The sequence below is a fragment of the Malaciobacter halophilus genome, assembly GCF_002837275.1.
Lineage (GTDB): Bacteria > Campylobacterota > Campylobacteria > Campylobacterales > Arcobacteraceae > Malaciobacter > Malaciobacter halophilus.
Genome location: NZ_NXIF01000054.1, coordinates 12555 through 26327 on the forward strand (window position 1 = coordinate 12555; position 13773 = coordinate 26327).

Genomic DNA, 13773 nt, shown 5'->3' on the forward strand with positions numbered 1-13773 from the left:
TTATAAAGTACTAATATTTAAACACATAGTAACAATACAGTTAACTATTTTTTTAACTGTATTGCTGTTTTCAAAAAATCATCTGAAGTTGTAACTGCTTTTGAATTAGCCTCAAATGCTCTTTGATATACCATTAGATTTGTTAAGTTATCACCTAAGTTTGAATTACTAAGTTCTAATGTTTTTCCTTGAAGTTTATTTGCATCTGTTGCATCTATTGGTTCACCAGAAAGATTAGTTTTTGAAAAAAGATTATTTCCCTCTGGATTTAAACTAAGTTCATCATTGAAATAAGCTGTTGAGATTGAGCCTACAATAAACTTATTATCTCCATCTTTTACAAATATTTTTCCATCATCAATCTCTACTTCGCCTAAACCATTTTCAGATATATTTAAGTTATCAAGCTTTAATTGAATATCACTTGTTACAAGATTTGCTTGATTTGCCATATCCAAATTTGTAGTCATATCAATAAATTTAGCATTTGCTGCTTCTAGTGCATTTTTTAAAGCATCCCTTGCAGATGTAACTAAACCAATACCACTTCCTTGAACAGGCTCAGTAATTGGATTTACAGAAGGTGAAGTATCATTATTTATAGATGGATATGTAACTTTTAAATCTTCTCCTGGTACCATTGAAGTAATTGTTACTAAACCATTTGTATCAACTGTTCCTATAACACCTTGAACCCCTGAAATTTTATCAGCAAATTTATTCATTGTAGTTTGAACATCTGTATCAAACTTCTGTTTTATTGTGATATTATTAATAGTTACTTGAACTATATCATTTTCATCATTTAGATTATTTATAGTAGTTCCATATGGTACTTGAGTAACAGCTGCAACAGATGCAACTGGATTTGCAGCAGGATTAGAACTATATAGCTCAAGTTTCTCTTTGTAGTTTGTTATCAAAGCTTGTATATCATTCATTTTTGCAGCAGCTGTTTTATATCCTTGTCCTGATACACCACTATCTTCTGCTGTTTTTCTAAAATCAGTTGATCTTGCATTAATAGTTTGTATATCATTTCCATTATAAATAGTACTACTTGCAATAAACTGGTCATAATTATTATTAAATTGAGTGTCATTTGGATCAGTAGATATAACTGTTGAACCTAATGATTGAATACCTTGAACTGTCATTCCATCAATACTTTGTAAAGTTCCTGTTGAACCCATTTTAAAATTACCAGCTCTAGTATAAAAAATATCATTAGTTCCTTGCTCTTTTACTAGAAAAAAACCTCTACCATCAATTGCAACATCATAACTATTTCCAGTAATTTTTAAATTACCTTGTGAAAAATCTTTTTCAACAGTTTGTATATTTGTACCCTTTCCATAACCATTTTGATACATTAAGTCTTGAAAAGATACATCATCTGATTTATGTCCAATTGTATTAACATTTGCAACATTATTCGATTCTGCACTTAAGGCCTTTTCAAAAGAGTTTAATCCAGAAATTCCATTCCATAATCCACCAATCATAGTTTATCCTTTAGAATACTTTTGTAATATTTTCAAATGGAATAGTTGAAATTTCACTTGAAAAAACTGGAGTTGTCATACCTTCATAAACATATTCATGGTCTTCTACTGTTTCATTATTTTCATCCAAAATCATAGGCTTACCATCTTTATCTGTTGCAATTTGTCCAGGATTTTTTAAAACAATTTTTTCACCTGTTTTTTCTCCATCTTCATTATAAATAAAACCATCTGCATCATACATCAGTCTATTACCATCTGCATCTTTTACAATATCTTCCATATATAAAATTTGTCTAGCTTTTACAACTAATTGATCATTCATAGTCTCAACAGATAAAACTCTATATGCTTTTGAAACACCATTATCATCAGTATTAATATCTTCAATATTTTTACCAATCATATTTGTAGCATTTGATAAAGAAGTTTGATTAAATGTAGCAACAAGTTTCTCCATAGATGCAGCCATAGCTCTATTTGTTTCCATAGTTGACATTTGAAGTTGTGAATCCATCATTCTTTGAGAATCCATAGGTTTTGTTGGATCTTGTAGCTTTAACTCTTGAATCATTAAGTTTAAAAAATCACTATTTGAAAGCTGGTCATTACTAATTGAAGTTGTGTAGCTATTACCACTTGCATCTGTTTTACTATTAGTTGTTACATCCCTAGTTGTATAACCATTTGCATCTCTATTTTTAATCTGATTATACTTATCATCACTATAAGTTCCTGTGTAATTTCCTGTATACATAATTATCTCCTATAATAGGTTTTCTTCAAAGAAATATCTTACAACATTATCTGAGTCCATTGCATCTTGTACTCTAACTGCTAACTTTTCATCAATTACAATAATATCGCCTGTTCCTATGATTCTTGAGTTTACGTAGATGTCTCCACCAGTTCCAGCTTGTTTATCTAAAGATAAAATATCCCCTTCACTTAAATCTAAAAACTCTTTAATAGTAATACTTGTAGTTCCTAATATTACATCAGCAACAATCTCAGTATCAACTAATAAGTCATAGTCTCTTTCACTTATTTCCATAATTAATCTTTTTTGTTGTTTTGCATATATTATATCACAAAGTTTTAGATTTTGAGTTAAAGAAGAGTTTTTATAAAAAAATTTTTTATATTATTAAATTACAGTATCTAAAGTTTCTAGCATAGAAGCTACTTTAGCTTCAATATTTCCATCAAAATTTCCAAGGTCACTAGCTATTACTACACCACCTGGAGCTACATTAACATCTTGAACTAACTCTATAAATGATTCAAGATTAAGTTCATGTTTTAATACTTCATAATCCCTTGGACTTAAGTGAATTTTAACTCTTGAAGCTGTTTTAATTTTTGATAATAGATGATTTATTGTCTCTTTTGCAATTTTTGTAGAGTTTTCTCCCACTTCAATTGAAATTATCTTTTGTGCTAGAGCTACTGATGTTTTAAGAAGTTTTGATTCCATTTGAAAAGTTGCTTGTTCAAAAAAAGTTGCATAATGTTTCAAGTCCTTAATAGCTTCGACAACTTGTCTATCAATATCTCTTGATGCAACTCCACCTTGTTCTAAAGTATCAACTTTTTGAGATAAAGTAGAGATTTGTCCTGCAATTTTTTTCATCTCTTCAACTAAAGGGTCAACAGTTAAAGGAATCTCTCTCTCACTTAGTGTTGCAACATTTTGCATCTGTTCATTTTGAGCAGAAGTATCTAGTCCATTATGTAAAAAAGTACCAAGTTTATAATCTTGTACTCCATCATCACTACTTATAACTTTTGCTGTTGAATATACGTTGTTATTTGCCATTACTCATCCATATCTCTATCGATAACGCCCTCTTCAATCATTTTTTGTGCTACATCAAGCATCTTTCTTTGAGCGGCTTCAATATCTTTAATTTTAACTTTATTAAGCATTTCGTACTCTTCTTTAAACCTATCACTTGCTCTTTGAGACATTGCACTAGTGATTTTTTCTAAATCCTCTTCTGTTGCATTTTTCATAGCAACTGCAACATCAGCAGTATCTACATTTTGTAAAATCTTCATTACATATTCTGTTTCTAAATTTAATAAATCTTCAAATACAAACATATTCTCTTTTATCTTAGTAGCTAATGAAGTATCAACCCCATTGATATTTTTTAATATCTCTTGAGATTTTGGTCCAACTCTATTTAACATATCTGCAACAACTTTAACCCCACCAACATCAACAATAGATGATAATAAAGACTCAAGTTTCTTCTCTAAAATTACAGAAATAGTTCTAACAACATCAGGAGAAACATCTTTAATAGTAGCCATTTGCATAGTTACTTTAACTCTAATATCCTCTTCTAATTGCATTAAAACTTCTGCTGCTCTTGGAGCTTCCATATGTGAAAGAATAACAGCAATAGTTTGAGGTGATTCATCTTTAATAAAGTCTGATAGCTGTTTTGGATTAATTGCATCTAAATAAGCAAAAGATTGAGCTGCAAGCTTCATTCTTGAAAGTTTTGCTAATACATCATCAGCTTCACCTTTTCCTAATGATTTATATAAAATATCTTTTGCATAATCAAAACCACCAGAACTAATAAAACCTTTTGATCTAGTATATAAGTGAAACTCATCTAAAATAGCTAAAGATACATCTTTATCAACTGAATTTATTTGTGTAATCGCAGTTGAAATCTCTTCAACTACATTTTTTGGTAAATGTTGAAAGATTTTAACAGTTGCATCCTCTCCAATAAGAACACAAAAGTGGGCAACTTTTTCAATCATTGACATGCCCTTTAGTAATTCTCTATTTATCTCTTCTGACATTATTTACCTTTTCTATTTGCAAATTTAGAGTCACCTTCAGATAATAGAAGCTCTATCATTTTAGCCATATCAGAAGGATTAGTATTTATCTCTTTATCAAGTTCTTCAATTAAAACCTCATATTTAGCTGCACCCTCTTCATCTAAACCATTTAAGTTATTCATAATTTGGCTTTTTACTTTTGCTTTTAATCTTCCTTTAGCACTTTGTGCATTAAACTCATCTTCAAAGCCATGCAGCATATCTCCTACTAAATCTTCATCATTACCATTTTCATTTTTTTTCTTTCCTGTACCATCACCTAATATAACAACTTCATGATTTACAATAAACTTTCTATAAAAGATAAATAGTAAAATTGCAGCAATTAAATACTGAATATATTCACTGAACTCTTTTAGCAAAGTTTTAATCATTACTATTGTATTCTCTTCTGCTTCAATAATATTACCATTTTCATCTACTCTTTGTCCAGACTCTCCAGATAAAGGTGCAAGGCCAACAAACTTAAAGCTTTTTACACTAATTTTATCTCCTCTTTTTTGGTCATAACCAATAGTTTCTTGTACTATTGACTCAACAGAAGCTATAAAATCATCTTTATTATCAACATTTTCTAATACAGTAGAATCAAATGTAACAGCAGCACTAATTTTATTTATTCTTGAGTAATTATTATCTTTTTGTTCAATAATCTTTTTTGAAATCTCATAATTTGTTAATGTTTTAGTAGATTCATTTGATGATTGAGAGTTGTTATTCCCATTTCCATTTTGTGGTTCTTCAATATTACTATCTACTCCTGCAACTGCACCATTGTTTGCAGGTCCACCCTGTGAAGAAGATACATTCTCTACTGTTTCTTGACTTCTAATTGTACCTTCTGGCTCAAAAATCTCTTCTTGAATATGCTTTTTAATAAAATTTAGATTTACAGTTACCCTTGCTACAACCCTATTTGGCCCTACAATTGGTTCTAACAAAGATACTATTTTTTTCTCATAACCAGACTCTAATTTCTCTTTATACTTATTTTGAGTTAAAGATTTTAGATTATCAACTTCATCTTTTGAGTGTTCTAAAAGTGCTCCATCTTGGTCTATTAATTTAATATTTTCATTTTTAAGATTTGATACAGCAGATGCAATAAAGTTTTTAATTCCATCAATTTGCTTTTGTGTTAAAAAAACTCCAGGCTTTAATGTCAAAACAGCTGATGCAGTTGGCTCTGTTTTTCTTTCAGTAAAAATTGTATCTTTAGGAATTGCAATCTTTACACTTGCTCTTAAAATACCAGAAAGAGACTCTAATGACCTAGAAAGTTCCCCTTCTAAAGCTCTTAAATATTTTACTTTATTTTCAAAATTTGTAGTTCCTAAAGAAGATTTTTCAAAAATCTCCCATCCCACATGCTTACTTGTAGATGCTTCACTTGTAACTAATTTGATTTTTGCAATATTTATAAACTCTTTTGAAGTTTTTAAAGTTAAGTCATTTCCACTACCAATAACAGAAAAAGGTACTCCTGAACTCTCTAACTCACTACTTGCTAACATTACTTGGTTTTTTGTTAAGTTTGAAGCAATTGTATAGTTAAATTTTTTATCTTCTGCTTTGATATTTGAGTAGATTAATAATCCTACTAAAAGCACAAAGAGTAAAGAAAAACCTCCAATTATAACTGCTCTTTGTGCAGCATTTAAATTGTTTACAAACTTAAAAAGTTGATCCATATAATATATATCCTAATTAATTTTTTGCAGATGATTCAATAACTGATCTAAAAAGTCTCGAATCCTTTTTAATGGCTGATTGTAATGCATCAAAAATTACTTTATTTTTTGACATCTCACTCATTTGAGAGTCTAAATTTACATTATTGCCATCATTTTGTTCTTCTAATCCTTTAACTTCAACAACATGTTTTTGATTAGGATTTGAAATATTATTTGATGAAGATAGATGCATTGGATTAGTTTTATACATTTCTAATTTACTCTCTCCTGCTTTTTTTAGTTCACTTTCAAAAACTAAATCTTTTGTTTTATATCCAGGAGTATTAATATTTGCAATATTACTTGAAATGATTTTTTGTCTATCACCTCTAAAATTAAGCTGATTAAATAATGTATCTGTTACGCTACTTGGCTTCATCTAGTATTATTCCCTATTTTATCAATAACTTTTGCATTTAACTCGTCAATAGTAGTTATACCTTTTTGAGTCTGTTGAAATCTTCTGTTTGCATCAATTAAAGCAACCATTGTTGAAACAGTATTAATATTTGATTTTTCTAAAGAACCTTGTATCATCTGTCCATCATTTAGCTCTAGTTGTTCTACTTGTGCACCCTCTTTTGTCTTATAATTGTTATATCCAACTTTTTCTAAATCTTCAAAATTGACTCTTACAACAGATATTAAGTTCATATACTCATCTTCAGTTGGAATTGGCTCATTATTATTATCTAAAATATATCTTCCTTTAGAATCAACTAGCATATTATCCAATATTTTAAACGAACCATCCCTAGTATATTCTACTTGCCCATTCTCATTTAAAACTTTAAAAAATGTATTTGAATCTTTCAAAGCAAAATCTAAAGCATTTCCTGTTGCAACTATTGGTCCTACTTCTTCATTTATATATTTTCCATTTAGTTTCGGAACAGTATTTGTAATAGTATTAACTTTTGTTGGAGCAAAACCTTCTTGTTCTGCTCTTTGCAAGTAGTGATTAAATGAACCTTCAGTCATACCTTCTTGTTTAAATCCTGTTGTATTTGCATTAGCAAGATTATTTGATATCATATCAACTCTATTTAGTTGATTAACCATCGCTGCTGCTAAAGGATATGTACCTTGATTCATTAGCTCTCCTTAGTTTCCAAATTCTGAGATTAAAGACTCTAAATCAGCATCATCTAAAACATCTGCTGTGCTATCACCATGTATATGTCTTGCAACAGCAATCTCTTGATGACTACCTTCATCTTCAAATAGATTATTTAAATATATAGAAAGTTTTCTAATTACTGCCATAACTCTTTCTATTTTTTGTCTATTAATATCATGAAATTGCATTAATTCCATTGCTTCAAATATTTGCATATTTTCAGCATCTAATTTACCATTTATAGAAGCTAAACCCTCTTTTATTTTTGCAGCTTCTTTTAACTGCTCATCAAAAATTGAGATATTTGGAAATTTTTTATTTAAAGATTCTAAAAGTGCTGTTTGCTTATTTAAAAACTCATCTGTATTTTTTAAAGACTTTTGTACATCATTATTATCATCAAGAACATAACTTAACACATCAAAGATTTTAGATGCTTTTTCTTCAGAGTCATTTGCAACTTGACTTAATTGATTTACAACTTTCGTATCTTTTTCTGCTGGTAAAGGAAAAATTCCTTCATCTATTTTACTCACAATATGTTCTTCAGGGTCATGGCTTTTTTCTTCCACCTTTTCAGTTTTATCTTCAACTACAGGCTTTTCTTGTTTTACTGGTTCATTATCAGTAATTCCATCAATACCTGCTAATATATCATCAAAATTATCTTCATTAGATATAGCTTCATTCTCTTGTGAAGATTGTTTTTGGTCTAAAGAATCCTCTTTTTCTTCAAAAGAGTCTTCAGAAGATGAGTCAGAAGTATCATCACTTACTCCATCAATTCCTTTTAAAAGCTCATCAATATCTTCATCACTAGCAGTTGTATCACTATCTTCAACATCATCAATATTTGCTAAAATATCATCTAATTCATCATCACTTGGAGGTTCACTTTGCTCAGATGTTTTATCGTTAGTATCTACTGCATCATCTGCTTCAGCTAATAGTTTATCAATATCATCATTTGATATAGGCTCATTACTATCATAAGACTCTGTAGGTTCATCAGCAGCGCTCTCTTCTACTTTTACTTCTTCAGAATTCTCATTTTCATCTAAATCTAGCCCGTTCATAAGTGATTCTATTTCTTCTTGACTCATACTCATAATTTAAACCTTTTTATATTTAAGTCATAAAAACTAAAATTAGTTTTTTAACACTCCATCAAGTTTCTCTTTTAAAATATCTGCACTAAATGGTTTAACAATATAGTTATTAACTCCAGCTTTTAAAGCTGTAATAACTTCAGATTTACCACCCTCTGTCGTAATCATAATAATTGGAGTTTTTTGATGATTACCTTCTGATCTTATCTTTTTTACTAGTTCTAGTCCATTCATATTTGGCATGTTCCAGTCAGTTAAAATTATATCATATTGCGATTCAGAAAGAAGTTTCCAAGCTTTTAAACCATCTTCAGCTTCGTTGAAATCTTCTTTTGAAAAGCCTAACTGCATAACAACATTACCAATAATCCTTCTCATCGTAGAACTATCATCAACTATTAAAATTTTCATTATTCAAGCCTTTAAAACATTTTATTTTCAAAAAATTGTTAACTATTATATTTAATTTGTTTTAAATTTACACTTAATATTTTAAGAAAATTTTATCTAACTTTAAAAATTCTTTAAATATAATTTAATATTATCTGCAAAAAAGGATTTTTTATGATTAGAGGCTTATATACTGCTGCAACTGGAATGAATTCCCAGCAAAGTCAAATTGATGTAACATCAAATAATATTGCCAATGTAAATACATTAGGTTTTAAAAAAGATAGAGCCGAATTTCAAGACTTAATGTATGAAACGTTAAACTACACTGCTGGACAAACTTCTGAAACTACAAGAAATCCTACTGGAATCGATGTAGGAATGGGAGTTAGAGTTTCTGGTGTACAAAAAAGTTTTCTACAAGGTGATTTAAAAGCAACAGGAAATCCACTAGATATAGCTATTGAAGGTAATGGTTTTTTTAGAATTACTATGCCTGATGGAGAGACTGCATATACAAGAAGTGGAGCTTTTAAAGTAAATGATGAAGGAGCTATTGTAAATGCAAATGGTTACCGATTAGACCCTGAAATTGTAATACCTGATAATGTTATAAAACTTACAATAGGAAAAGATGGATTAGTAACTGCAACAGATAAAGCAACAGAAACAATTGTTACTTTAGGGCAAATTACTATGTCAGATTTTATTAATCCTGCAGGTCTAGCTCCAATTGGGGAATCACTATTTAAAGAAACAGAAGCTTCAGGTGCAGCTTTAGAAGGAAATCCTACAGAAAACCAGTTTGGTAACCTTAGACAAGGTATGATTGAGCTATCAAATGTTAAACTTGTAAATGAAATGGTTGATTTAATTACAGCACAACGTGCTTATGAAGCCAACTCTAAAGCAATAACAACAACAGATGAAATGTTAGATATTGTAAATAGATTGAAAAGATAGGTAAGTAGGTAACGCTAAACTATTATGGATTTAAAAGAATTAAAAGAGCTTAGAGAAAAAAATTTTTTAGCCCATAAAAAGAAAAAAAGAGAATACTATTTAAAAAGTAAACTTGAAAAAAAGCTTGAACGAAAACCTAAGAAAAGAGAAATCTTTGACTATGAATCACATTTAAGTGGTTTTGATTTTGATAATAGAATTAAAGATATTATCAAACAACAAAAACAGCATGTTGATGATAGAAAAGATAGAATTATTGCAAAAATAAAAGAGTACAAAAATAAAAAAAGAGAGTACTATTTAGAAAATAAAGATAAAAGATTGCAATACGATAAAGAGTATAGAGAAGAGAAAAAAGAAGAACTAAGAGAGTATAGAAGAAGATATTATCAAAAAAATAAAGATAAAATCTTACAGAAGCAAAGAGAAAGAAGAAAACAACAAAAAGAAAAAGAGTAAAATATGGCAGAAAAAATAAATCCTGAAAATAATTCAAATGAAATTGTTGATGAAATTAAACTTGATGTTGAAGATTCAAATTTAACAAATGACAACTTATCCCTTGAAAATGATGACAAAGATGATGTTCAAATTGAGCCAATTAGTGAAAGTTTAGAATCAGTAGATGAATTAAAAGAGAATGATGAACAAATAGCTCAAAATGAAGAAAAAGATATAAGTGAATATGCTTTAGAAGAAGATGAATTAGACAATTATTCAGTACAAAAAAAACAGACTAAAATGCAAAAAATCTTAACTGCTGTTGCTGCTATTTTGCTTGTAATCTTATCACTTGGCTTAATTTTATATTTTAGTGGATTTTTTGATGAAAAGAAACCAGAACCAAAAGTTGAAAAGAAAGTTGAAAAGAAAGTTGAAAAGAAATTTGATTTTAAATCAAGAGATATTGACTCTCAAAAATTAAATGAAAAGTTTGATAGACTTACTAAATACGACCCAAGCTTAGAAACAAAAAGAGCAGAAGAGGAAGCTAGAAAAAAGGCTTTAGAAGAGAAAAAGAAAAAAGAAGAGGAAGAGAAGAAAAGATTAGAAGAGATTGAGAAATTAAAAGAAGAGTTAAAAGCACAAAAACAGCTTCTTGAAGATAGAAAAAATGAATTAGTTTCTCAAAAAGAAGAGCTTTTAAAAATGAAAGACCAACTTTTAGCAGAAGTTGAAAGAAAAAAAGAAGAGCTACAACAATTAGTTCAAAATAATAACAATGCAATACAAGAGCCTATTATAGAAGAAAAAATACCTTCTATACCAAATGAAGAAGTAGTAACTATGAATCATGCTACAAATACTTCAAAAAGCTTTCTGCCACTAATAAATGTATCAGTTATTAAAGGCAATCTTACAAAAGAGTATTTAGAAAAAATTGAAAGAATTGATAGAAATATTTTACTTTGTAGAGACAATAAAAACAATATTGAGATTTATGTAGGTCCATATGAAATGCCAAGTGCAAGAAAAAATCTTTTAGACAAGTTCTTAACCAATGGATTTAACAAAGCTATGTTAGTAGACTTAACAAAAGAAGAGTTTAATAAAAGATGTAACTATTAGAAAACTTTTATGAGTTTTCTAATATATCAAAAGCTAATTTAGTTTCAATTACTTTATTTTTAGTATCTACTTTTAAAATATAAACTTCAGGAGTATAAGGAATTAGAAAACTTTTTACAAAACCTTCTTTAACTAATATCTCATCTGTTTGTATCTCTAAATAGTCAGTAATTGGGTATCTATGGATTTCAACTACCTTACCTAACTTTTTATCCTCTTCTATAATTTCACAATCAATAATATCAAACCAAAAGTGTTCATTTGCTTCTAATTGACAATTTTGTTTTGTATTTTCTTGTGTCGTAAATAGTAGTTGATTTGTTAGTTTTTTTGCAAGTTCAATATCTTCAAACTCTTCAAACTTAATTGTTTGTCTTGAACTATTAAAAGATTTTACTTTTAATAAAAGATTTTTATTTGTAGTATATGTAGCACCTTTTTTAAACTGATTAGGAAAATCAGAGTCTATAAAGATTTTTAAATCTCCTTGTAAACCTACTGTTTTCCCTAATTTTGCTACGTAAATTTTATCTTTAGACATATTTTAATCATTTGCTAATACTTGTATCTTATAAGATACACCGTCTTTAGCTTTACAACCATTTGCCATAACTTTAAGCGCATTAATCATGTTTCCATTTTTACCAATTAGCTTACCTATATCTGCACTATCAGCGTAGATAGTAACTTCTGTAAATGTATCATCAATTTTCTCTTCGCAAACAGTCACATCATCAGGCTTACTAACTATAAGCTTGGCATAGTTTTCTATAAAATTTACTATCATAATAGAAAGCTATATAATTATTTTGAAGCTAATTTTTTAACTTTTTCACTTGGTCTTGCACCAACACTTAACCAATAGTTATATCTCTCTTCATCAAGTTTTAAAACTTTTGGTTCTGATACTGGGTTATAATAACCAATTGATTCAATCCATCCTGAATCTCTTCTTTTTCTTGAGTCAGTTACAACGATTCTATAAAATGGTTTTTTGTTTCTTCCCATTCTTGTTAATCTAATTGCTGTCATATATTTTTCCTTTTAATTTATTTATAGTATTGAATTCTAAACTCAAATACGATTAAGTTCACAACTCAATACTATATAGTTTATAATCTATCTTGGAATCTTAGGCATTCCACCAGGCATCTGTCCTCCTGGACCTTGCATTTGACTTAACATATTTGATAAGCCTTTCATGCCACCTTTTGAAGATAGTTTTTTTGCCATTTTTGAGGCATTTTTAAATTGCTTAAGTATTTTATTTACTTGAACATCAGTTAAACCTGAACCTTTTGCAATTCTTCTTTTTCTACTTGGATTAATTAAACTTGGTTGCTCTCTCTCTTTTGGAGTCATTGAGCTTATCATAGCTTTTATTCTTTTTATTTCATCAGAGTTTTCAAAATCCATATCTTTTATTGGTCCTGCCATTTGTGAAAGACCTGGTATCATTCCAATAATTGATTTCATAGAACCTAACTTACTCATCATTGCTAATTGCTCTAAGAAGTCATTAAAATTAAATTCACCTTTTTTAATCTTTTTTGTAACTTCTTTTGCTTTTTTCTCATCAATTACAGCTGATGTTTTTTCAGCAAGTCCTTCTATATCCCCAAGACCTAAAAGTCTTGAAACAATTCTATCAGGAATAAACACCTCTAAATCAGGCATTTTCTCACCTGTACCAATAAATCTTAAAGGAACTCCAACTTGATGTGCAATAGATAATGCAACCCCACCTTTTGTATCTCCATCATATTTAGATAATACAACTCCATCAATTCCAATTTTTTCTTTAAAAGTAATTGCTGTTTTAGTAGCATCATGACCAGTTAAAGAATCTGCTACATAAAATATTTCATCTGGATTAACTGCACTTTTTACATCTGCTAATTGATTCATTAACTCTTCATCTATTGCTAAACGTCCAGCTGTATCTATTAAAAGCACATCATATAGCTCTTTTTTAGCTTTCTCTTGTGCATTTTTTGCAATTACTACTGGATTCTTTTCATTATCATCAAAATATATATCAACTTCAACTTGTTGTGCAATCTGTTTTAATTGCTCAACAGCTGCTAATCTTTGTAAATCACAAGCAGCAACTAATACTTTTTTCTTTCTTGTTTTTAAATAACTAGCAAGTTTACCTGTTGTTGTAGTTTTACCAGAACCTTGAAGTCCAGTCATTAATATAGTTGTTGGAGGTGTATTTGAGAATACAAAACCTTGATTACCTTCAGTAGATAATATTTTGTTTAACTCCTGCTTTAAAGCATTTACAAAAGAGTCTTGTCCTATACCATTTCTTTTTGTTTCTAATTCAACTTCAGTTATTAACTCTTTTGATGTCTTATGATGTACGTCTGCTTTTAATAGTGACTTTTTTAGCTCTGTAATTGCTTTTTTTAAAGCTGCTGCATCATCTTTATGTCTTATTTTATTTATTGAGTTTCTTATCGAACCTGTTATTGAATCAAACAAAATCATCTCCAACTATTTTAAATTTT

At 28.9% G+C, this 13773-nt stretch carries 17 protein-coding genes; 3 read left to right on the plus strand and 14 right to left on the minus strand.

The features are described from left to right. Positions 1–44 precede the first annotated feature (44 nt). The 10 genes from CP960_RS12440 to CP960_RS12485 all read right to left on the minus strand — a co-directional run bounded on the left by CP960_RS12440 (position 45) and on the right by CP960_RS12485 (position 8746). Positions 45–1505, minus strand: coding sequence for a flagellar hook-basal body complex protein (locus CP960_RS12440; protein WP_101185809.1), 1461 nt, complete (start codon positions 1503–1505; stop codon positions 45–47). Positions 1506–1515: 10 nt separating this feature from the next. Next, positions 1516–2262: a flagellar hook assembly protein FlgD gene (locus tag CP960_RS12445; protein ID WP_101185810.1), complete on the minus strand. Its 747-nt coding sequence runs from the start codon at positions 2260–2262 to the stop codon at positions 1516–1518. Between the two features lie 9 nt (positions 2263–2271). Beyond that, positions 2272–2559 carry a FliM/FliN family flagellar motor switch protein gene (locus CP960_RS12450; RefSeq protein WP_101185811.1) on the minus strand — a complete coding sequence of 96 codons (288 nt, stop codon included), beginning with the start codon at positions 2557–2559 and terminating at the stop codon, positions 2272–2274. 93 nt (positions 2560–2652) lie between these two features. Beyond that, a complete protein-coding gene (locus CP960_RS12455; protein WP_101185812.1) occupies positions 2653–3324 on the minus strand; it encodes a FliH/SctL family protein in 672 nt (223 codons plus the stop codon). Then, on the minus strand, positions 3324–4331 hold the full coding sequence (gene fliG / locus CP960_RS12460; protein ID WP_101185813.1) for a flagellar motor switch protein FliG: 1008 nt from the start codon (positions 4329–4331) through the stop codon (positions 3324–3326). Before fliG ends, CP960_RS12455 begins: the two co-directional genes overlap by 1 nt. After that, a complete protein-coding gene (gene fliF, locus CP960_RS12465) occupies positions 4331–6064 on the minus strand; it encodes a flagellar basal-body MS-ring/collar protein FliF (RefSeq protein ID WP_101185814.1) in 1734 nt (577 codons plus the stop codon). Before fliF ends, fliG begins: the two co-directional genes overlap by 1 nt. A 16-nt stretch (positions 6065–6080) precedes the next feature. Continuing rightward, positions 6081–6485, minus strand: coding sequence for a flagellar basal body rod protein FlgB (flgB, locus tag CP960_RS12470; protein WP_101185815.1), 405 nt, complete (start codon positions 6483–6485; stop codon positions 6081–6083). Next, positions 6482–7201: a flagellar hook-basal body protein gene (locus CP960_RS12475; RefSeq protein WP_101185816.1), complete on the minus strand. Its 720-nt coding sequence runs from the start codon at positions 7199–7201 to the stop codon at positions 6482–6484. The genes flgB and CP960_RS12475 overlap by 4 nt, the downstream gene beginning before the upstream one ends. 9 nt (positions 7202–7210) lie before the next feature. Further along, positions 7211–8335 carry a hypothetical protein gene (locus CP960_RS12480; RefSeq protein WP_101185817.1) on the minus strand — a complete coding sequence of 375 codons (1125 nt, stop codon included), beginning with the start codon at positions 8333–8335 and terminating at the stop codon, positions 7211–7213. A gap of 39 nt (positions 8336–8374) precedes the next feature. After that, positions 8375–8746: a response regulator gene (locus CP960_RS12485; RefSeq protein ID WP_101185818.1), complete on the minus strand. Its 372-nt coding sequence runs from the start codon at positions 8744–8746 to the stop codon at positions 8375–8377. Positions 8747–8899: 153 nt separating this feature from the next. Between CP960_RS12485 and flgG the strand changes: the two genes are divergently transcribed. Genes flgG through CP960_RS12500 form a run of 3 tightly spaced genes read left to right on the plus strand, consistent with a single transcriptional unit; the run spans position 8900 to position 11257 of the window. Further along, positions 8900–9688 carry a flagellar basal-body rod protein FlgG gene (flgG, locus tag CP960_RS12490; protein WP_101185819.1) on the plus strand — a complete coding sequence of 263 codons (789 nt, stop codon included), beginning with the start codon at positions 8900–8902 and terminating at the stop codon, positions 9686–9688. Positions 9689–9712: 24 nt separating this feature from the next. After that, positions 9713–10147 (plus strand): hypothetical protein, encoded by a 435-nt coding sequence (locus CP960_RS12495; RefSeq protein ID WP_101185820.1) that lies wholly within the window; start codon positions 9713–9715, stop codon positions 10145–10147. 3 nt (positions 10148–10150) lie between these two features. Further along, the gene (locus CP960_RS12500) at positions 10151–11257 is read left to right on the plus strand and encodes a hypothetical protein (protein WP_101185821.1); all 1107 of its coding nucleotides are present in this window, start codon (positions 10151–10153) and stop codon (positions 11255–11257) included. 7 nt (positions 11258–11264) lie between these two features. On the opposite strand, the gene rimM is transcribed toward CP960_RS12500, so the two are convergent. The 4 genes from rimM to ffh all read right to left on the minus strand — a co-directional run bounded on the left by rimM (position 11265) and on the right by ffh (position 13747). Continuing rightward, positions 11265–11798, minus strand: coding sequence for a ribosome maturation factor RimM (gene rimM / locus CP960_RS12505; protein ID WP_101185822.1), 534 nt, complete (start codon positions 11796–11798; stop codon positions 11265–11267). A 3-nt stretch (positions 11799–11801) separates the two neighbouring features. Beyond that, on the minus strand, positions 11802–12044 hold the full coding sequence (locus CP960_RS12510; protein WP_101185823.1) for a KH domain-containing protein: 243 nt from the start codon (positions 12042–12044) through the stop codon (positions 11802–11804). Positions 12045–12061: 17 nt separating this feature from the next. Next, positions 12062–12289 (minus strand): 30S ribosomal protein S16, encoded by a 228-nt coding sequence (gene rpsP, locus CP960_RS12515; protein WP_101185824.1) that lies wholly within the window; start codon positions 12287–12289, stop codon positions 12062–12064. An 87-nt stretch (positions 12290–12376) separates the two neighbouring features. Further along, on the minus strand, positions 12377–13747 hold the full coding sequence (ffh, locus tag CP960_RS12520) for a signal recognition particle protein (protein ID WP_101185825.1): 1371 nt from the start codon (positions 13745–13747) through the stop codon (positions 12377–12379). Positions 13748–13773: the final 26 nt, after the last annotated feature.

Bases quoted from the DNA above. Each gene is read 5' to 3' on its own strand.
- CP960_RS12440 (WP_101185809.1), bottom strand. From the start codon at position 1,505: ATGATTGGTGGATTATGGAATGGAATTTCTGGATTAAACTCTTTTGAA.
- CP960_RS12445 (WP_101185810.1), bottom strand. From the start codon at position 2,262: ATGTATACAGGAAATTACACAGGAACTTATAGTGATGATAAGTATAAT.
- CP960_RS12450 (WP_101185811.1), bottom strand. From the start codon at position 2,559: ATGGAAATAAGTGAAAGAGACTATGACTTATTAGTTGATACTGAGATT.
- CP960_RS12455 (WP_101185812.1), bottom strand. From the start codon at position 3,324: ATGGCAAATAACAACGTATATTCAACAGCAAAAGTTATAAGTAGTGAT.
- fliG (WP_101185813.1), bottom strand. From the start codon at position 4,331: ATGTCAGAAGAGATAAATAGAGAATTACTAAAGGGCATGTCAATGATT.
- fliF (WP_101185814.1), bottom strand. From the start codon at position 6,064: ATGGATCAACTTTTTAAGTTTGTAAACAATTTAAATGCTGCACAAAGA.
- flgB (WP_101185815.1), bottom strand. From the start codon at position 6,485: ATGAAGCCAAGTAGCGTAACAGATACATTATTTAATCAGCTTAATTTT.
- CP960_RS12475 (WP_101185816.1), bottom strand. From the start codon at position 7,201: ATGAATCAAGGTACATATCCTTTAGCAGCAGCGATGGTTAATCAACTA.
- CP960_RS12480 (WP_101185817.1), bottom strand. From the start codon at position 8,335: ATGAGTATGAGTCAAGAAGAAATAGAATCACTTATGAACGGGCTAGAT.
- CP960_RS12485 (WP_101185818.1), bottom strand. From the start codon at position 8,746: ATGAAAATTTTAATAGTTGATGATAGTTCTACGATGAGAAGGATTATT.
- flgG (WP_101185819.1), top strand. From the start codon at position 8,900: ATGATTAGAGGCTTATATACTGCTGCAACTGGAATGAATTCCCAGCAA.
- CP960_RS12495 (WP_101185820.1), top strand. From the start codon at position 9,713: ATGGATTTAAAAGAATTAAAAGAGCTTAGAGAAAAAAATTTTTTAGCC.
- CP960_RS12500 (WP_101185821.1), top strand. From the start codon at position 10,151: ATGGCAGAAAAAATAAATCCTGAAAATAATTCAAATGAAATTGTTGAT.
- rimM (WP_101185822.1), bottom strand. From the start codon at position 11,798: ATGTCTAAAGATAAAATTTACGTAGCAAAATTAGGGAAAACAGTAGGT.
- CP960_RS12510 (WP_101185823.1), bottom strand. From the start codon at position 12,044: ATGATAGTAAATTTTATAGAAAACTATGCCAAGCTTATAGTTAGTAAG.
- rpsP (WP_101185824.1), bottom strand. From the start codon at position 12,289: ATGACAGCAATTAGATTAACAAGAATGGGAAGAAACAAAAAACCATTT.